This is a genomic window from Streptomyces sp. NPDC127197 (assembly GCF_042672405.1).
GTDB lineage: Bacteria > Actinomycetota > Actinomycetes > Streptomycetales > Streptomycetaceae > Streptomyces > Streptomyces flavusporus.
In genome coordinates this window covers 33,293-49,916 of sequence record NZ_JBHXVG010000024.1, presented here as the reverse complement: position 1 = coordinate 49,916, position 16,624 = coordinate 33,293, and the positions used below count along the sequence as shown (strand labels likewise).

The following is a 16,624-nucleotide window of genomic DNA, read 5'->3' as shown; positions in this document are numbered from 1 at the left end:
CAGCAGATGGAGCCCCTATGCCGCAGGGGACTCCGAGGCGAGCTGCTCGGGAGGGCGCAGCTCGTGCCAGCGCAGGTCGGCCTCCAGCTGTGCGGCGAGCGAGACGAGCAGCGGCTCGCTGTGCGCGGGCCCCAGCAGCTGCGCCCCGACCGGCAGACCACCGGTGACGAAACCGGCCGGGACATTGACGCCGGGCCAGCCCAGCACGTTCCACGGCCAGGCGTACGGGCAGGCGGCGATCATGGCGCGGTCGGTGGCGAGACCGCCGAGTTTCAGCATGGCGCCGATCCGGGGCGGGGGAGCGGCTGTCGTCGGTGCGAGGACCACGTCGTACGACGAGAAGAATCCGCCGATACGGCGGTGCAGGGCCGCCTCGGCACGCCGGGCCGCTCGCAGCGGGGCCCCGCCGAGCAGCCTCCCGAGCCGTGCCGCGTCACGCGTGCGCGGGTCCAGGAGCGCGGGGTCGGGTGCCTCGCGGACCCGCTCGGCGACCCCGACCGTGGCGCGCGGGACGAAGGTCAGCCCGATCTGGCCGTACGGCGGGTCGGCCTCCTCGACGGTGTGTCCCAACGCGGCGAGTCGCTCGGCGAGTTCGACGACCCGGGCGCGGATCTCCGGGTGCAGCCGGGCGGGCAGTGCGGTGAACGGCGGCTTCAGGGAGAGGGCGATGCGCAGTCGGCCGGGGTCGCGGCCCACCGCCTCGGACACGTCGAGCACCGGCGGGCGGTGCGGGTCGTGTTCGTGGTTGCCGCTGGCCGAGTCCAGCAGCAGGGCCGCGTCCGCGACCGTGCGGGCCAGAGTGCCGTTGACCGTGATGCCCTGGAACGACTCGCCGCGCGGCCAGGTGGAGATGCGCCCGCGCTGCGGCTTGATGCCGATCAGATGGGTCCAGGACGCCGGGATGCGCACCGACCCGGCGCCGTCCGAGCCGAGCGCGGCCGGTACCAGGCCTGCCGCGACCGCGGCCGCCGAACCGCCGGAGGAGCCGCCCGGTGTATGGTCCGTGCTCCACGGATTGCGGGTCGCGCCGAACGCGGGCCCCTCGGTGAAGGGCCACTGCCCGAGTTCGCAGGTGTTCGTCTTGCCGACGATCACGGCGCCGGCCGCGCGCAGTCGCCGTACCGCCTCACCGTCCTCGGCGACCGGCGGGAACCCACCCGCGCAGCCGAACGCGGTGGGCTCACCGGCCACGTCCATGTCGTCCTTGACGGCGACGGGCACGCCGAGCAACGGACGGCGCACCCCGGCGGCCAGATCCCGGTCGGCGGCCTCGGCCTCGGCGAGCGCCGCCTGGGCGCGCACGATCCGGAAGGCGTTGAGGGTGCCCTGCGTCGCCTCGATACGGGCCAGGGCCGCCTCGACGAGGGCGCCGGACGTCACTTCCCCGTCGGCCAGCGCGCGGGCGGTCTCCGCCAGGCCGGCGGAACGGTCGAGCGTCATGCGGGACACCTCCGGAGCGTGTTGTCTACCGAACGGTAACGTCAGGAGGGCTTCGGGGGGAACGCGGTTGAAAAGAAAGCCGGTTCACCTGTCCGCCACAGCATTCCCACAGGCCTCGTTCCATCGTGCGCGAACCATTGACGCGCTGCGACCTCACCCCTACCTTCTGACCGACTTTCCGAACTGAGTTCGGTATATCGAATCCCGGGTCGGAGGAGAGCCGCACATGACCCCACGTCCCCCCGCCACGCCGTCCCGCCGCACCCTGCTGCGCACGCTGGCCGCCCTGCCCGCCTCGGCGCTCGTCCTGGGTGAACTGCCCGGCATGCCCGGCACCGCCGAGGCCGCCGCGCCCCCCAGCGGTTCCGCCACCCGCTACACCATCGTCCCGTTCCTCAACAGCAACGACGGGACCGTGAACGTCTACCAGTCCGACGACGCCACCGACTTCCGGCTGCTGAAGTCCTCGGCCTACGCCCCGCCCGCCAACCGGATCCGCGACGCCGCGATCTTCCGGCACACCGACGGCTACTACTACATCACCTACACCACGCACACATGGCAGGACACCAGCACCACCATCGGCTTCGCCCGCAGCTCCGACCGGGTCAACTGGACGTTCCTGTACGACTACCCGGTCCCGATCGCCAACCTGTCGCGCGCCTGGGCGCCCGAGTGGTTCGTCGACAGTGACGGCAGCGTGAACGTCATCGTGTCCTGCTCCACCACCAACGACGAGTGGATCTTCACCCCGTACCGTCTCCGAGCCACCAACTCCGCGCTCACCGCCTGGACTTCACCCGTCCCCCTGTCCGGCATCGGCGCCAACCACATCGACACCTTCATCGTGCGGATCGGCTCGACCTACCACGCCTTCCCGAAGAACGAGACGACCAAGTACATCGAGTACGCCACGGCGTCCAGCCTCACCGGCCCGTACACCATCCGCCGCACCGGCGACTGGGCGGGCTGGGGCAGCTACCGCGAGGGCCCTGCACTGGTGCAACTCGACAACGGCGGCTGGCGCATCTTCTTCGACGGCTACGGCGACGGCACGTACTACTACAGCGACAGCTACGACACGTTCGCCACCTGGAGCGCGCCGCGCGCCCTGCCCGGCATCTCGGGCACCGCACGCCACTTCACCGTGATCAAGGAGACGGTCTCGGGCGGCGTGAGCCTGGCCCGCAACACCACCCGCTCCTTCCGCTCCGCCAACTACTCCACCCGCTACTGGCAACAGCAGTCCGCGCTGCTCAACCTCCCGGTGGTGACCGGCTCCAGCACAGCCGCCGAGAAGCAGGCGTCCACCTTCACCGTCGTCGCCGGGCTCGCCGACGCGAACGCCTACTCCTTCCGCGACGCCTCCGGCAACTACCTGCGCCACTACGGCTTCCGAGGCCGCTTCGACCCCAACGACGGCACAACGACGTTCGCCCGCGACGCAACCTTCATCGCCCGCACCGGCACGGCAACGGACTCGATCCGTTTCGAGTCGTACAACTACCCGGGCCGCTACCTCCGCCACTACGACTACCAACTCCGCGTGGATCTGCCGGACGGCACGGGGCTGTTCCGGCAGGACAGTTCGTTTGTGCCGGTGGCATCCTGGGCCTGAGCTGCACCGCTGCTGACCTGGGAAGTCGCGTTGAGGGATGTGGAGGACTTCCCTCCAGTTCCCTCGATTTCCCCGGATTTCCCGGCCAAGTGTGCACTGGTTGTGCACTGGGCGGGTCGGCGAATCCTGGCTGTGGCATGGGTGTTGAGCTTCGGATCGGGCTGCCGCCGGTCGGGAGGAGCGGGCTCCCTGGGGTGAAGGAGGGGGCAGGGTGAGGCGGCCTGGACAGGCCGCCGGACGTCCTGCCCGTCGTCACGGACTCGATGCCGATACGTGGGTGCGGCCCCTGTGTGCGCTTGTCGTCGCAGGGGTCGCCGCGTACGCCTCGTACGTCCATCAGCGGAAGTTCGCCCTGCAGGGCGGGGCCGACTCGGTCAGTGCCTCGCTGTGGCCGCTGTCGGTCGACGGTCTACTGCTCCTGGCTACGGCCGGTCTCCTTGAGCACGCAGAGCCTCGGACACGCCGATCGCGGTGGTCCCTTTGGTCGGCGTTCTTTCTGGGGATCGCGGTCTCTCTGGCAGCGAACATCGCGGCGGCACCGGCTCTGGAATGGAAGCCGGTCCTTGTCGCCGGGTGGCCGCCCGTCGCCCTGCTGCTCTCGGTCGAACTTCTCGTGCACCGGCCGGGCGATCCAGTCCGGGACGAGACGGGGTGGCCGAAGAAAGGCAATGGCGCGGAAGGGCGAGAGCCGGAGCATGGAGCGGATGATCCCTTGTTGCAGCGCGCCAAGATGCTCGATGCCCGGCACCGGGAGCGTCATCAGCGGCCTGTCTCAGCTGAAACGCTGCGCAAGGAACTGCATGTCGGCGCCAGGCGATCCCGGGAGTTGACTGCTCTCGTCCGGAGGAATGGCAGCAGCGGCCAAGGTCCCCGATGGACGCCACGGAAGTGCGGTGGGCATGCACCGCGCATTCACGGTGAGCCATCTGTCCGCGCTGCTCTTGTGATCAACGGAGTCTGAAAATGATCAGGGCTTGGGAGAACCTCGTTGCCTGCTTTCGCCAAGAACCACTGGTTCCTGGCGAAGGCGGTCATGTGAGGCATGGGGTTCCCGTCCCTGTCGGCGGGGCGTCGTCGCCCCGCGTGCCGTGGTTGGGATCAGCGTCGTGACGGCGACGGCCGCTGCGCAAGGCGGCTTCTGTCAGGCGGAAGGGATTCGATAAAAGGGCTGGTCAGAGCGTAGGTCAATCTTTTGATGATCAACGGTACGGCTAACGGAGTGCCGCTGTTGGTCAGTTCACGCCCGAGGAAGTCGAAGAGGGCCACAGCGAATGCAGCCACTCGCGGTGCTGGCGCAATTGCCAGAGAGTGTCCGTAATGCTGCCAACTGTGGCATTTTTTTGCCGGTTCTTGAGCGGCACATCGGCAGAACATGCATTGTTGCAGGTCAACGCTGCTCAGTCCGGGGTGAAGGGCCCTCGGGTCGAATCCGGGTCGAATCTGCCCACTTTTGCGCTCCGGGATGGACAGTTGCAGGTAGGAGAGGCTGTGAGCGGGGCAAGTCTGCGTGCGGAGGAGTGACTGGCTGCGCGGCATGGCTACTGGCGCCATCCGGAGATGTCGATACCGACACCGGCGTGGAGTCCCTGAAGGCGCCAGAGGAACTCGTGGATGGTGCCGACAGCGACGAGGGGGTCCGCCGAGATCCGTTCAAGGATCTTCTTCTTGGCGACGCGGCAAGGAGGGCATCCTCTTCAAGCTGGCGACGGCCGCCGTCGACAAGCCCGATGAGGTCGTAGCTGCTGCAGGCGGCGAGCACGCCGGTGCCTGCGGCGCCCAGTCCTGCGAGCAGGACGGAACGACGGTTGAGACTGTTCACGAAAAGGTCCTCTTCTCAGTGCGCAAAGGGGCGTTCGGTCTGTGTCCGGACACGGCTCGCTCGCGTCGCGGGGACGCAGGAAGCCGTTGGGCACGGCCTAAATGCGCAGCTGGGAGAGGACGGACGGGTCTGGTGGCGCACGACTTACGGACCGTGCGATGTCCACGCCTGCGACCGTGGAGTAGGGGAGGGGGACCGTCGGGATCGGCGACTCTGCCGGCGCTGCGATCTGTACGGCGGTGACGTTCGCCGTCGAGCAGTGCTGCATGACCATCGAGGAGCAGGCCGCACCGTCCGGGCTACCGGTCAGCGCGTTCTGCCCGGCCGAGTCCGTCTGCGTGTGCGGGGCGGACATCGGCGCCGAATGGTGCATCGCGTGCCCAGCCATGGCGGACGCCGAAGCGACCGGGGCGCGCTCGGAAGTGGCAGAAGCCGAGGCGATCGGGACGTGGGAGAGGTCATGGTGCACGAGCACGGCGAGTACGGCGCACAGGGTGACGAACATGCCGCGTACCCAGCGGATGACTCCGCCGGTGGGCAACCACGGGAACTCACGCACCGTCATCGCGTGCTTCCGTATCTGCTGTGAGCATTGGGTCACCACAATATACCCCGCCAGGGTATACCACTCCTGGGTAGAGTCCACCCACGAAGCTCATGCAGCCAAGGGGCGGGACGATGTTTGAGGAAGCGGAAGCCAGCCTGAACTCCCGCTTCCCATCCCGGCGTGATGATGCTTCAGTGCACGTGCGGGCCGCCGGTCATCTGTGGTTTGCCGCGCGGTACGAGGCCCAGCGCCACTGCGGCACTCGTCGCCGCTGCGATGGCGCACAGGGTGAAGGCGTCCGAGAAACCACCGACGGCGCCGGACTCGATACCGGAGGCGGCGACGGTGGAGACGACCGCCACGCCGATCGAACCGCCCACCTCGTGGAAGGTGTTGACGACTCCAGATGCGAGGCCCGCTTCATGGTGGTCCACCATGCCGAGTGCGGTGGTGGTGGCGGTGACGAAGACCGCGCCGAGGCCGAGGGAGGCGACGATGAAGCCGGGCAGCAGACCCGCGTACGCGCTGCCGTCGGCGGACAGCTGGGTGAGCGGCACGGTTCCGGCGGCCGCGATCGCCATGCCGGCCACGGCGGTGGCGCGGCTGCCGATTTGTCCGACGAGCCGGGAGGCGAGGTGGGCGCCGAGGCCGGTCGCCACGGCCACCGGCAGGAACAGCAGGCCGGTCTTCAGCGGACTGAAGCCGCGCAGGTGCTGGAGGTAGACCGAGCCGAGGAAGAAGTATGCGATCAGGAGCGCGGTTGCCATCAGCATCAGGAACGCGCCCGCGAGCACCGGGCGCCGGGTGAACATCCGCAGGTCCATCAGTGGAGCCCGGCTTGCGCGTTCGACCGCGGCGAACCCCGAGTAGAGCACCACTGCGGCGAACAGCGGCAGCAGCGTGGCGGCGTTGCCCCAGCCTGCGTCCCCGGCCTCGACCAGGCCGTAGATGAGCGAGCCGGTGCCCGCGGTGACCAGCAGCGCGCCGGGCAGGTCGAGCCGGGCCGGCTGCGGGGCGCGGGCGGGGACGAGGACGGGCAGAGCGGCCAGGACGGCGAGGCCGACCGGCACGTTGACGTAGAAGACCCACTGCCAGCCCGGCCCCTCGGTCAGCGCGCCGCCGATCAGCACCCCGGCGGCCGCCCCGGAGCCACCGATCGCGGCCCACACGCCGAGCGCCTTGTTGCGCTCGGTGCCGTGGAAGGTGGTGGTGACGATGGAGAGCGCGGCGGGGGAGAGCAGGGCGGCGCCGACGCCCTGCGCGACCCGGCCGCCGAGCAGCATGGGCGCGTTCTCGGCGAGTCCGGTGACCAGCGAGGCGGCGGTGAAGACCGCGAGCCCGGCCAGGAGCGTACGGCGGGCGCCGAGTGCGTCGGCCAGCCGGCCGCCGAGCAGCATCAGACCGCCGAAGCACAGGGTGTACGCGGTGACGGTCCAGGTCAGCGTCGCCCGGTCGAGGGCAAGGTCTGCGGCCATGTCGGGCAGGGCGACGTTCACGACGGTGACGTCGAGGATCAGCATGAACTGCGCGACGCAGATGACGGCGAGCGCCGCCCAGCGCCGGGGGTCGGCCGACGGCCGGTGGTGTTCCGGCGCGTGGCGCGTGCCAGGGGCGGAATGCGTCATGACGCGTCCTTGTCGTGAGAGGCGGTACGGGAAGGGGCCCAGACCAGCGCTATGACGACGCCGAGCGCGGTGATGCCAACCCCCGCAGCCATTGCAGGGCCCAGGCCGTCGACGAACGCCTGGCGTGCGGCGTCGGCGAAGGCGAGGCCGGCGTCACCAGGCAGATGCCGGGCGGCGGAGAGCGCCGCACCGAGCGACTCCTGGGCGGAAGCCAGTACGTCGGACGGCATGGCAGCGCTGTACGGATCCCCGGCGAGACCGGCCCGGTAGCGGTCGGACAGCAGGCTGCCGGTGATCGCGACGCCGGCCGCCGCGCCGAGTTGGAGCGCGGCGGTGTTGGTGGCCGAGCCGACGCCGAGATCCGCCTCCGGCAGGGAGCCGACGATCGCGTCGCTGGTGGAGGTGATGACGAACCCGGCGCCTGCGCCCAGCAGCAGCATCGCTACCAGCACGCGCCCGTATCCGTCACCGGCGCCGGTGGTGGCGAGGACGGCGGCCGAGGCGAGCAGCAGCGCGAGCCCGGCCGCCGAGACTGTACGCAGCCCGATGCGCGGCACCAGTACGCCCGCCAGCGGCCCTGTGACCAGCAGGGCGAGCGCCGCCGGGCCGAGCCGCAGTCCCGTCTGCCCGGCGCTGTAGCCGAGGACGAACTGCAGGTGCTGGACGACGACGAAGAGCGTGCCGATGAGCGCGAACGCGCCCGCGAGGATCAGCACATCGCCGACTGCCAGGGCCCGGTGCCGGAAGATCCGCAGCGGCAGCATCGGGGCGGTGCTCATCCGCTGCCAGGCAATGAATGCACCGAGCAGCACCGCGCCCGCCGCGAAGGCGGACAGCACGGCGGGACTCGTCCAGCCGCGGTCGGGTCCCGCGATCACCGCCCACAGCACGCTGGCGACAGCCGCCACCGACAGCAGGGCACCGGCCCAGTCCAGCCGCCGGGCCGCTTGGGCACGCGAGTTCGGTACGAGGAAAGCGGCCGCGAGCAGGCCGGCGAGCCCGATCGGCAGGTTGATCAGGAAGACCGCCCCCCACCAGAAGTCGCTGAGGAGCCAGCCGCCGACCATCGGCCCGATCACGGTGCCGACGCCCACCGCCGCCGACCAGATCCCGATGGCCTTGGTGCGCTCGGCGCCGCGGGGAAAGACGTGCCCGATGATCGCGAGCGTGGCGGGCATGATCAGCGCCTCGCCGACGCCCATCGCGCCGCGCGCCACGATCAGCGCGGTCACCGAGCCTGCGTACGCGGCGGCCACGGAGGCGCCCGTGAACAAGGCCAGGCCGGCCAGGAACACCCACTTGCGGCCCAGCCGGTCGGCGAGGCTGCCGCAGAACAGCACCAGGCTGCCCGACATCAGCAGATAGCTGTCGACGATCCACTGCAACTGACTTGTCGATGCGCCCAGTTCGCTCACCAGGGTGGGCAGGGCGACGTTCAGCACGGTGGTGTCGAGGCCCACCAGCAGCAGGCTCACGCTGAGAACGGCGAGGGTCAGCCACCGGTTGCCGGTACCGGGCGGAGCGCCGGAAGCCGGTGGGGCGGTGGCCAGATGCGCGGTGGAGGACACGAGATCTTCTCCCGGAGCAGGGCGGAATGCCGTCGGCTTCCGCCATAACTGAACTGTACGGCCCAGTACATATGAACTCAACTGTTCAGTTCAGTCAATTGCTAGGATCGACTCATGAGCGTGGACAGCGTCAAGCAGCCCCCCAGCGGCCCCCGCGCCGAACAGAAGCGGCAGGCGATCGTCCGGGCGGCGCGCGAGCTGTTCCTCCGGGACGGTTTTGGTGTCGGCATGGACGCCATTGCCGCAGAGGCGGGCGTGTCCAAGGTGACCGTCTACAACCACTTCGGCAGCAAGGAAGCGCTGTTCACCGCGGTCATCACGAGCGCACTCGACGACCCCCTCGGTCACGCCTCATCGGCCGCGCTCGAAGGGCTGGCCGAGGCCGAGGACCTGCGTGCGGCACTCATCGAAGCTGCCCGTGCCTGGGTCCATTCCGTCAGGACCAATGAGGACGTCATCGCCCTGCGCAACCTCGTCGCCGCCGAGCAGCACCGCTTCCCCGAGCTCGGCAGGGCATGGAAGGGGCACGGTCCGGAGGGCCATCACCCGGCCGTCGCCGGCGCCCTGCGCGCGCTCGCCGACCAGGGGCGGCTCGTCATCCCCGACCTGGAAGCCGCGATCATCCAGCTGTACGCGCTGCTCGTCTTCCCTCACATGGTCTTCAGCACCTACGGAACCCACATCGACGACGACCTCACCGGCCGCCTCATCGTCAGCGGCGTGGACATGTTCCTGGGGCACTACGGCCCGCGGCAGGCGGCGGACGCCGAGATCTGAGGCGACGCCTCAGACCCGGGCCCCGGCCTGACCCTGGGCCGGCCGACCCGCGGTCGCGGTGCCGGCCCGCTGCTCCTGCTGCCGACGCCACCCGTACCGGGTCATGCCCCGGGCTTGTAGACCGACAGTCCCGTGGTCACCAGCAGGACGAGCACGGCGGCGCCGGCATCGGCCACGAGCTGGATCCGCATCCCGTCCAGGCCGGTCCCGGTCGCGTCCGTCGCCGTGACCGCGTCCGCCGCATGGTCGGCCGCCTGCATGTGCAGCAGCAGAAGGAAGGTGGCGAGCACGGTCAGGGCCAGCTTCGCCAGCACCCAGTAGTGGCGGAACAGTCCCCACGTGGTGCCCAGGGCCTGGATCAGCCCGGTCAGCAGTGACGCGAACGCGAGCGGGACGATCACGTACCAGCCGGTGATCTCCATGGCCACATAGGCACCCTGTGCCCTGTGTGACTCCGGGTCGGCGGCGAGGCCGGCCACGGCGAGCGCCAGAAAGGCCGCGACCGAGCCGAGCCGGCCCACCGATGCCGCGATGTGCGCGGTGAGTGCGAGTTTGCGCAGGCGGGGCGGCATCGCCATCAGTGACCGCTGCCCGAGTGCATGCCCGGGCCGAACCCGCTGCCGGTGAGGTGCAGTACGAGAAACAGGACGATCAGAGCTATCGCAACAGCACCGGACACCTTCACCCAGCGGGGAGTGGCGGGAGCGGTCTCCTGGTCGGGTGTCGTGCCGGTGCCCGGGTCGGACGGTGAGTCGGTCATGCCGGTGGTGTCCTGTCTCTGGCGTGCATGTCGAGTGCTGTTGAGGCGGCCAGATTTATCGATACAGCACGTCTCTATCAATCCATGCTGTATCGATGGGGTCGTCGTGCGTGCGTGAGGCCCCAGCATCCCGGAGCGCCGTGTCACGGGTAGGGTGATGCCGCCAAGAGTGACGATCAGCGCCTGCACAGGCGCGGACAGGCTGGCGGGTCGGGTGAGTGGCGGTATGAAGGCGGGCGGCGTCGCCCTGAGGCTCGTACTGCTCACCCTGCTGCTGCTCGGCGTCGGCGTACTGCACACCCTGAGCCACGCCGGGGCGCACGGCGGCGTGTCGGCATCCGACGCAGTGGCGCAGTCCCATCCAGTGCACGCCGCCCTCGCCGACGATGTCGGTCTCCCGCAGAACCCGGACGCCTCAGCCGCAGCCCCGGAGCACGACGACGCGCAACACCGTGCCCATACCGAGGGGACGCCTGCGTCCGACTGCCTCGCGCTGATCCCGAGTGGTCTTTGGCTGCTCCCGCCTTCGTGCACATCGACGTGGACCGGTACGGCGGGCCTCGCGAGAAGGGCCGACGTGGCCCAGGATCCCGGCGGAGGCCCGGCACGATCACGGCTGTCGGTGCTGCGGATCTAGACCGACGGTGAACTGACACGCGCACCCAGAGGGTCGCGCCATGGGGTGCCGAGCGGTTTACCCGGCGCCCTTTTCCCAGTCACCGTCCACGCTCCCACGGGCCGGGCCCGACGCACCCGCGCACCGGCCTGCGCTGAAAGGCGTTCTCCGTGTCCCAGCATCACCTCGCCGACCGCACCGCCAGACCCGCGCCCCGACAGGCCCCGCAGTCCCACGAGCCGCACCCCGCGCCCACGCGACGCTCCCCGGTCCCGGCCGAGCCGGATGTGTCCCCGCGCCGCGCGGACCGGCGGCGAGGCCGCCGACGCGCACCCAAGCGGCCACCCCTGCTCGGCGACTATCTCGGCTACGCCGCCACATTCGTCGGTGCCGGACTGATCAGCGGCGCCATCGTCCACCACCCGCTGGACCCCGCCCGCTACACCCTCATCGCCGTCGCCGGCGCGGCTGTCTTCCTCTTCGCCACCGTGCTCAACGAGTTCGTGTTCACCAGGCAGCGCCCCGGCGTGACCAGGGTGCTGGGCATCGTGGCGGCCTCGCTCGCGCTGTCGTTCGGCATCGGCATGCTCAGCGGCGGGCTGCAGCACTTCGAGGACTTTCCCGAACGTGCCGCACTGCTGATCCCGTTCGGGCTGGCCCTGTCCTTCATCGCGTACGTCCTGCGGTACCAGCCGGCGCGGTGGCGCAGCATCGTCGGCCCGGCGGGCGTGCTGGTCCTGGTGACCGCGGCCCTCGCCCTCGTGGGGCTGCGCGGTATCGCCGATGGCATGGCCGCCGAGTCGGGCGGCGGCGGGCACAGTCACGGAGAGGAGACGACCGGGGAGGCGGAAGCACCGGAGGAAGCTGATACGGGGCACGACGAGGAGGACGGGGGCCGGACTCCGACGCCAGGTGCCTCGCAGCCCAGCGTCCCGCCTGCGTCCGACGAGGCCGAGCACGCGGAGGGCGGCCACAGCCACTGATCGGGCGTGAGGCCGGTGGCCGGTGGCGTCAGCCCCGTCCCGCGCCCCCGGCTCAGGAACCGGCCGGGTGGTGGCCGTGGGCGGAGTGGCGCTCGTGGTGGTGCGGCAGGTGTGAGGAGTCGTGGTCCACAGGTCCGGTGAGGTCGGGCCGCAGCCCGGCCAGGGTGACCGTGACGAGCCGGTGGACCGCGGCCTTGGACGGCAGGCCGCCGGCCGCGTTCAGGGCGTGCAGGCAGTAGCCGGCGAGCTCGTCGGGTGCGATGTCGTCCCGGACGTCGCCGGTCGGTACGGCCTCGGCCAGTAGGTCCCTGACCATGCCGTGGAGCCGCCGCTGGGCCTCGGTGACCTGCTGGTCACGGTGCAGGAACGCCGCGACATCGCCGTCGTGGTGCTTGCGGGACTCGTGGGAGACGAGGGCGAACGCCCGCAGCACGGCCTCGAGCCGCTCACCGGCGCCCTCGGCCCGCTCGCGGACCTCGGCCAGGTGGTCGAGGTGGTGGGAGATCTGCTGCTCGTGCCAGGCGCGCAGGATCGAATCGACGTCCGGGAAGTACTTGTACAGCGTCGCGCGGCCGATCCCGGAGTCCTTGGCGATCCGCGACATCGTCACCGACGTCAGTCCGTGCTCGGCGACGAGCGCCGCGGTGGTCTGAAGGACCGCGGCGCGCACGGCAGCGCGGTGGGCGTCGATTGTTTCGGTCCACAGCTTGGGCACGGCCCCAGCATACGGTCCGGCCACGCTGCGACATCATGGATTGACAGCGACAATATGTCTCGATAAAGCTGGAGCTTGTTACGGAGGTCCGGACGATCACAACCGACAGAAGGGGACGACCATGGTCGGCCCAACTCGCCACCCCGGTGTGGGGGCAGGCCCCGAAGAGCTGTACGTCACCCCGCCGCCATGGGACATCGACCGCCCCCAGCCGGCGTTCCTGGCCCTCGCCGAGGCCGGTGCCCTGCGGGGCCGGGTCCTGGACGTCGGCTGCGGAACCGGCGAGCATGCGATCATGGCGGCCGGGCTCGGCCTCGACGCCACCGGCGTGGACATGGCCGCGAACGCCCTGCGCACGGCCGAGGACAAGGCGCGCGCCCGAGGCCGTACAGTGCGCTTCCTGCGGCACGACGCCCGGCAACTGGTCGAGCTCGGCGAGGTGTTCGACACCGTGCTCGACTGCGGGCTCTTCCACCTCTTCGGCGGCGACGACCGCGTCGCCTACGTCGATGCCCTGAGGTCGGTCGTGCCGCCTGGCGGCCGTTACTTCATGCTCGGCTTCAGCGACCGGCAGCAGGGTGAGTGGGGGCGGGTGCACAAGCTGACCCGGGCCGAGATCGAAGCAGCGTTCGCCGACGGATGGCGCGTCGACTCGATCGAACCCTCCACCATCGACATCACCACCGACTCGGATGGCATCCGGGCCTGGCTGGTGGCTCTCACGCGCATCTGAAGGAACGTCATGCCGATCGCCGAAGCCCGTGTCGAGACCGCGCGCCCCAGCCGCTACCTCGTCCAGCTCTGCAAGCACTTCGCCAACAAGGGCCGCCACCTCGGCCACCTCCCGCGCGCCCACTCCGGCGATGACGCACAAGCCCTGCGTGACATGCGGGCCGTGGCTCAGGAGGCCCAGGTGACCTGGTCCGACACGGAAGGGGACGTCAGCCTTCCCTGGGGCCGAATCAGCCTGAGGGCCGCCCCCGGCACCCTGACGGTGCGGGTCGAAGCCGCCGACGAGGAGAACCTGGGGCGGCTTCAGGATCTCGTCGCCGGGCACGTCGAGCGGTTCGGCCGGCGCGACGGGCTCCAGGTGCGCTGGCGAGGGCTGGAGACTTCCGCGCAGTCCTCTGGAGCCGCGGGTGCAGTCGAGGCATCCGGTGGGGGAGCCGTGCCCCGCCGCAGGTACCTCGGAAGGACTGCGCTCGTGGTGGTACTCGCGCTGGTCCTCGCCGTGCACCTGGGGCTCGGCGGGGTACTTCTGGCGAACTGGCGGTGGACGGGCTGGGCCGTCGGCGGTGTCCTGGCGGTCGTCCTCGTCAAGGCCGTGCTCCTGGGCGGGTTCGCCGTTCATCGTGGTCGCGCCTCGAAGAGCCGCTGACACGAGTCGGACCGGCGCCGGCCCGGTGCCCGCCCACCGATCGGTGTACGCCGGTCAGTGCCCGCCGCTCGCCTCGACGTCGAGTCGCCTGATGAAGGTCGTACCGCCGTCCTTCGACTCGTACACCCCGGTCTGTGTGGCGGCCAGGATGTGCTCGGCCCCCACGGCGGTGAGCGCCTGGGGCTGACCGCCCGGCACCGTGCCCGCCCGCTTCCAGGTGCTCCCGCCGTCGGTGCTTCGGTGCAGTGCGCCGGCGGTGTCGACGCCGTACAGCGCGTTCTGTGCCGGCCAGGAGAGGAAGGCCATCACCGGTTGCTTGCCTGCGGCGAAGGTTTTGCCGCCGTCGGTGCTGCGGGCGACTCCCTCGGCGGTGGTGGCGAGAAGGAGGCCGGGGTCCTTGGGGCTCACCGCGATGTCGAGGGCCTGGATACTCGCCCCGTTCTTCCAGGTCGTGCCGTCCTTGCTGGTGCGCAGCAGGCCGCTGGTGGAGTCGTAGCCGTAGACGGTGGCGTGGGCGTGGTCGAGGGCGTGGAAGTCGGACTCGCCGGAGAGCGACAGGGACTCCCAGGTCTTGCCGGCGTCGGTGCTCTTGATCAGTCCCTTGTTGCCGCCGGTGGTGGGGTGGCCGCTGGCGTAGAACGTCTTGGCGCCGGCCACGGTGAAGCCCATGAAGTCGTCCTTGCTGTCGCCGACCAGAGTGGGCTTGCCCTTGGCGTCGGGGGTGTAGACGCCCTCGTGCGTCGCGACGTACAGGCGCTGGTCGGAGGGGTCCAGGCCGAGTCCGTGGATGTGGCTCACAGTGACGCCGGATGCGGAGGCGGCTTTGTCGGCGTCGTCGGCGGAGCAGGCGGTCAGGGTGAGGGTGATTGCGGCGGCGGTGGCCGCTACGGCGGCAAGGCGCGGGTTCATGGGTCCTCGAGGGAGAAGTCGTACGGTCGGGTCGGGAACAGCCGACCGGCCGCGTAGAGGGAGGGAGACGAGGCGGCCGTCGGGGCCCAGGGCCTGGGCCCCGACGGCCGGTGTGCACCGCTGCCCGATCGGGCAGGGGCCACGGGGATCAGAGCCGGTCGAGGATGCTCTGAAGCTGCTTGACCTCGGCGGACTGGCTCTTGATGATGTCGCCGGCCATCTTCTTGGCGTCGGGGTTCTTGCCGTTCTTCTGCTCGTCCTTGGCCATGGTGATCGCGCCGTTGTGGTGCTCGATCATCATCTCGGCGAACGCCTTGTCGAACTCGGTGCCCTTCATGGCCTTGAGCTCGTCCATGTCCGCACCGGACATCATGCCGCTGCCGCTGCCGCTGCCGCTGCCGTGGCCCCCGTGGTCCATGCCGGGCATGGACTCCGCCGCGGTCGGCTGCTTCCAGGACTCCAGCCAGCCCTTCATGGTCGTGATCTCGGGGTCCTGGGCCTTCTCGATCTGTGCGGCGAGGTCCTTGATCTCGGCGTCGGATGCGCGGCCGTCGGCGAGCTTTGCCATCTCCAGGGCCTGCTCGTGGTGCGGGATCATCATCTGCGCGAACGACACGTCCGCGTCGTTGAAGTTCCCTGCCTGGTGGGCGTCACCGGCCTGGTCGGTCGCCGTCGCGGAGGCTGAGCTGTTGTCGCTGCCGTGGTCCATGCCGCTCATGTCGTCGCCTCCGCAGGCGGCGAGGAACAGGGCGCCGGCGGTGATGAGGCCCGCGGCGGTGAGGCGGCGGGCGGGCTTGCGGCGCAGGGCGCGCGTGAAGGCAGTCATGGTGGATTTCACCTCGTATGTCGGTTCTGTTGCTGTTCTGCTGGGCTGATTGGCGTACGCGAAGTCGCGGGATCGCGCGTGTGCGCGCCCGCGAGTGCGCTTCGGCCTACAGCCGCAGCACCGACAACTGGGTGAGATCGGGTCCGCGTGGCGGGGGATTGGGTCGCAGTACGGCGGCGACCTGGGCGAGGAGTCGCGCCAGCCACTCCTGGTGCCGGGCGAATGCCGACTTCAAAAGCGTGGCGAGCACCCATGCGCCGAACAGGACCGCCAGGCACAGCGAGAGCATGTCCATCGCCATGCCGGGCTCATGCGTGGACGACGACTCCGACGGGCCCGTCGCGTGATCGACCGTGCCTGTGCCCGTGACGGCGGGAGCACTCATGGGGTCGTGGACCGCGGCGGCCGCATCCATCGGCGCCGAGTGGGAATCGGCGCTCATGGCGGAGCCGGAGGAGTGGTCGGGATGCCCCAGGGTGTGCATGGCGAAGACGCCGAACGCGAGCACGACGACGAGCAGCAGGTGCCCGAGGGCGCCTCCCGCGCGTACGTACCGGCTCGCCTGCATTCCGAAGTCCTGCCCCTGGCGCTTGTTGATCTGCCCTTCCGACAGTACCGAATGCGTGCGGAGACTGCCGTCGGGGCACCGCCCTCCGCTCATCCGCGTCGGCCCGGCTCGTCCAAAGCGGCGATCACAGCGCCCGGTGGCCGACGGGCTGTCCGCTCGGGCGTGCACACGCTCCCGGACAGGACGAAGCGCCCCCGCCCTTCTGTGTGAGATGGGCTGCCAGGGCCTGGAGCAGCGTGGCGGCCGTCATCCTCACCACCGGGTGCGCGGCTGCCCGTCGGAAAGCGCCGGTCCGCGATGGCTTGTCCACCAGTACCTCTTTCGTCCTGTCGTTCTGCTCGATTCGCTGATCCGCTGGGAAGGTGCCGGTGGTGGGCCCCCCCCCCCATTTGGGGGGTGGGGGGGCCCCCCCCCCCGCAACACACCAGTTGGGCGCGGGCGGCACACGGTCAAATAAAAAAAAAACACCCCACCA

General features: G+C 70.2%; 17 protein-coding genes. 7 read left to right on the top strand and 10 right to left on the bottom strand.

Annotated elements, in window-relative coordinates:
* Positions 1-15 precede the first annotated feature (15 nt).
* Positions 16-1,440, bottom strand: a complete 1,425-nt coding sequence (locus tag ACFVJQ_RS30745) for an amidase (RefSeq protein ID WP_385514417.1) — start codon at positions 1,438-1,440, stop codon at positions 16-18.
* 226 nt (positions 1,441-1,666) lie between these two features.
* Between ACFVJQ_RS30745 and ACFVJQ_RS30740 the strand changes: the two genes are divergently transcribed.
* Complete coding sequence (locus tag ACFVJQ_RS30740) at positions 1,667-3,058, top strand: glycoside hydrolase family 43 protein (protein ID WP_385788783.1); 1,392 nt, start codon at positions 1,667-1,669, stop codon at positions 3,056-3,058.
* Positions 3,059-3,269: 211 nt separating this feature from the next.
* On the top strand, positions 3,270-4,019 hold the full coding sequence (locus ACFVJQ_RS30735; RefSeq protein ID WP_385788781.1) for a DUF2637 domain-containing protein: 750 nt from the start codon (positions 3,270-3,272) through the stop codon (positions 4,017-4,019).
* Between the two features lie 955 nt (positions 4,020-4,974).
* Here ACFVJQ_RS30735 and ACFVJQ_RS30730 read toward each other — a convergent pair.
* The 3 genes from ACFVJQ_RS30730 to ACFVJQ_RS30720 all read right to left on the bottom strand — a co-directional run bounded on the left by ACFVJQ_RS30730 (position 4,975) and on the right by ACFVJQ_RS30720 (position 8,617).
* Positions 4,975-5,442, bottom strand: a complete 468-nt coding sequence (locus tag ACFVJQ_RS30730; RefSeq protein WP_385788779.1) for a hypothetical protein — start codon at positions 5,440-5,442, stop codon at positions 4,975-4,977.
* A gap of 173 nt (positions 5,443-5,615) precedes the next feature.
* The gene (locus ACFVJQ_RS30725; RefSeq protein WP_385788777.1) at positions 5,616-7,049 is read right to left on the bottom strand and encodes a DHA2 family efflux MFS transporter permease subunit; all 1,434 of its coding nucleotides are present in this window, start codon (positions 7,047-7,049) and stop codon (positions 5,616-5,618) included.
* Entirely contained in the window at positions 7,046-8,617 is a 1,572-nt protein-coding gene (locus ACFVJQ_RS30720; protein ID WP_385788775.1) for a DHA2 family efflux MFS transporter permease subunit, read from the bottom strand. The genes ACFVJQ_RS30725 and ACFVJQ_RS30720 overlap by 4 nt, the downstream gene beginning before the upstream one ends.
* A 114-nt stretch (positions 8,618-8,731) precedes the next feature.
* Between ACFVJQ_RS30720 and ACFVJQ_RS30715 the strand changes: the two genes are divergently transcribed.
* The gene (locus ACFVJQ_RS30715; protein WP_385514422.1) at positions 8,732-9,394 is read left to right on the top strand and encodes a TetR/AcrR family transcriptional regulator; all 663 of its coding nucleotides are present in this window, start codon (positions 8,732-8,734) and stop codon (positions 9,392-9,394) included.
* Between the two features lie 101 nt (positions 9,395-9,495).
* Here ACFVJQ_RS30715 and ACFVJQ_RS30710 read toward each other — a convergent pair whose 3' ends face one another.
* Together ACFVJQ_RS30710 and ACFVJQ_RS30705 are read right to left on the bottom strand one after the other, a co-directional pair.
* Positions 9,496-9,966 (bottom strand): hypothetical protein, encoded by a 471-nt coding sequence (locus tag ACFVJQ_RS30710; RefSeq protein WP_385788773.1) that lies wholly within the window; start codon positions 9,964-9,966, stop codon positions 9,496-9,498.
* Positions 9,967-9,971: 5 nt separating this feature from the next.
* Positions 9,972-10,154, bottom strand: a complete 183-nt coding sequence (locus tag ACFVJQ_RS30705) for a hypothetical protein (protein WP_385514424.1) — start codon at positions 10,152-10,154, stop codon at positions 9,972-9,974.
* 214 nt (positions 10,155-10,368) lie between these two features.
* On the opposite strand from ACFVJQ_RS30705, the gene ACFVJQ_RS30700 reads away from it, so the two are divergent.
* Positions 10,369-10,791: a hypothetical protein gene (locus tag ACFVJQ_RS30700; RefSeq protein ID WP_385514425.1), complete on the top strand. Its 423-nt coding sequence runs from the start codon at positions 10,369-10,371 to the stop codon at positions 10,789-10,791.
* A gap of 149 nt (positions 10,792-10,940) precedes the next feature.
* Complete coding sequence (locus ACFVJQ_RS30695) at positions 10,941-11,753, top strand: hypothetical protein (protein ID WP_385514426.1); 813 nt, start codon at positions 10,941-10,943, stop codon at positions 11,751-11,753.
* A 52-nt stretch (positions 11,754-11,805) separates the two neighbouring features.
* On the opposite strand, the gene ACFVJQ_RS30690 is transcribed toward ACFVJQ_RS30695, so the two are convergent.
* The gene (locus tag ACFVJQ_RS30690; protein WP_385788770.1) at positions 11,806-12,468 is read right to left on the bottom strand and encodes a TetR/AcrR family transcriptional regulator; all 663 of its coding nucleotides are present in this window, start codon (positions 12,466-12,468) and stop codon (positions 11,806-11,808) included.
* 121 nt (positions 12,469-12,589) lie between these two features.
* Between ACFVJQ_RS30690 and ACFVJQ_RS30685 the strand changes: the two genes are divergently transcribed.
* Complete coding sequence (locus ACFVJQ_RS30685; protein WP_385788768.1) at positions 12,590-13,201, top strand: SAM-dependent methyltransferase; 612 nt, start codon at positions 12,590-12,592, stop codon at positions 13,199-13,201.
* A 9-nt stretch (positions 13,202-13,210) separates the two neighbouring features.
* Complete coding sequence (locus ACFVJQ_RS30680) at positions 13,211-13,846, top strand: DUF2218 domain-containing protein (protein ID WP_385788766.1); 636 nt, start codon at positions 13,211-13,213, stop codon at positions 13,844-13,846.
* Between the two features lie 54 nt (positions 13,847-13,900).
* On the opposite strand, the gene ACFVJQ_RS30675 is transcribed toward ACFVJQ_RS30680, so the two are convergent.
* From ACFVJQ_RS30675 to ACFVJQ_RS30665, 3 genes are all read right to left on the bottom strand, one after another.
* Positions 13,901-14,755: a F510_1955 family glycosylhydrolase gene (locus tag ACFVJQ_RS30675; RefSeq protein WP_385788764.1), complete on the bottom strand. Its 855-nt coding sequence runs from the start codon at positions 14,753-14,755 to the stop codon at positions 13,901-13,903.
* A 148-nt stretch (positions 14,756-14,903) separates the two neighbouring features.
* Positions 14,904-15,581 (bottom strand): DUF305 domain-containing protein, encoded by a 678-nt coding sequence (locus tag ACFVJQ_RS30670; protein ID WP_385788762.1) that lies wholly within the window; start codon positions 15,579-15,581, stop codon positions 14,904-14,906.
* 106 nt (positions 15,582-15,687) lie between these two features.
* A complete protein-coding gene (locus tag ACFVJQ_RS30665; protein ID WP_385516381.1) occupies positions 15,688-16,149 on the bottom strand; it encodes a DUF6153 family protein in 462 nt (153 codons plus the stop codon).
* Positions 16,150-16,624: the final 475 nt, after the last annotated feature.

Bases quoted from the DNA above. Each gene is read 5' to 3' on its own strand.
- ACFVJQ_RS30685 (WP_385788768.1), top strand. From the start codon at position 12,590: ATGGTCGGCCCAACTCGCCACCCCGGTGTGGGGGCAGGCCCCGAAGAG.
- ACFVJQ_RS30675 (WP_385788764.1), bottom strand. From the start codon at position 14,755: ATGAACCCGCGCCTTGCCGCCGTAGCGGCCACCGCCGCCGCAATCACC.
- ACFVJQ_RS30715 (WP_385514422.1), top strand. From the start codon at position 8,732: ATGAGCGTGGACAGCGTCAAGCAGCCCCCCAGCGGCCCCCGCGCCGAA.
- ACFVJQ_RS30665 (WP_385516381.1), bottom strand. From the start codon at position 16,149: ATGCAGGCGAGCCGGTACGTACGCGCGGGAGGCGCCCTCGGGCACCTG.
- ACFVJQ_RS30680 (WP_385788766.1), top strand. From the start codon at position 13,211: ATGCCGATCGCCGAAGCCCGTGTCGAGACCGCGCGCCCCAGCCGCTAC.
- ACFVJQ_RS30725 (WP_385788777.1), bottom strand. From the start codon at position 7,049: ATGACGCATTCCGCCCCTGGCACGCGCCACGCGCCGGAACACCACCGG.
- ACFVJQ_RS30670 (WP_385788762.1), bottom strand. From the start codon at position 15,581: ATGACTGCCTTCACGCGCGCCCTGCGCCGCAAGCCCGCCCGCCGCCTC.
- ACFVJQ_RS30740 (WP_385788783.1), top strand. From the start codon at position 1,667: ATGACCCCACGTCCCCCCGCCACGCCGTCCCGCCGCACCCTGCTGCGC.
- ACFVJQ_RS30705 (WP_385514424.1), bottom strand. From the start codon at position 10,154: ATGACCGACTCACCGTCCGACCCGGGCACCGGCACGACACCCGACCAG.
- ACFVJQ_RS30730 (WP_385788779.1), bottom strand. From the start codon at position 5,442: ATGACGGTGCGTGAGTTCCCGTGGTTGCCCACCGGCGGAGTCATCCGC.
- ACFVJQ_RS30710 (WP_385788773.1), bottom strand. From the start codon at position 9,966: ATGCCGCCCCGCCTGCGCAAACTCGCACTCACCGCGCACATCGCGGCA.
- ACFVJQ_RS30745 (WP_385514417.1), bottom strand. From the start codon at position 1,440: ATGACGCTCGACCGTTCCGCCGGCCTGGCGGAGACCGCCCGCGCGCTG.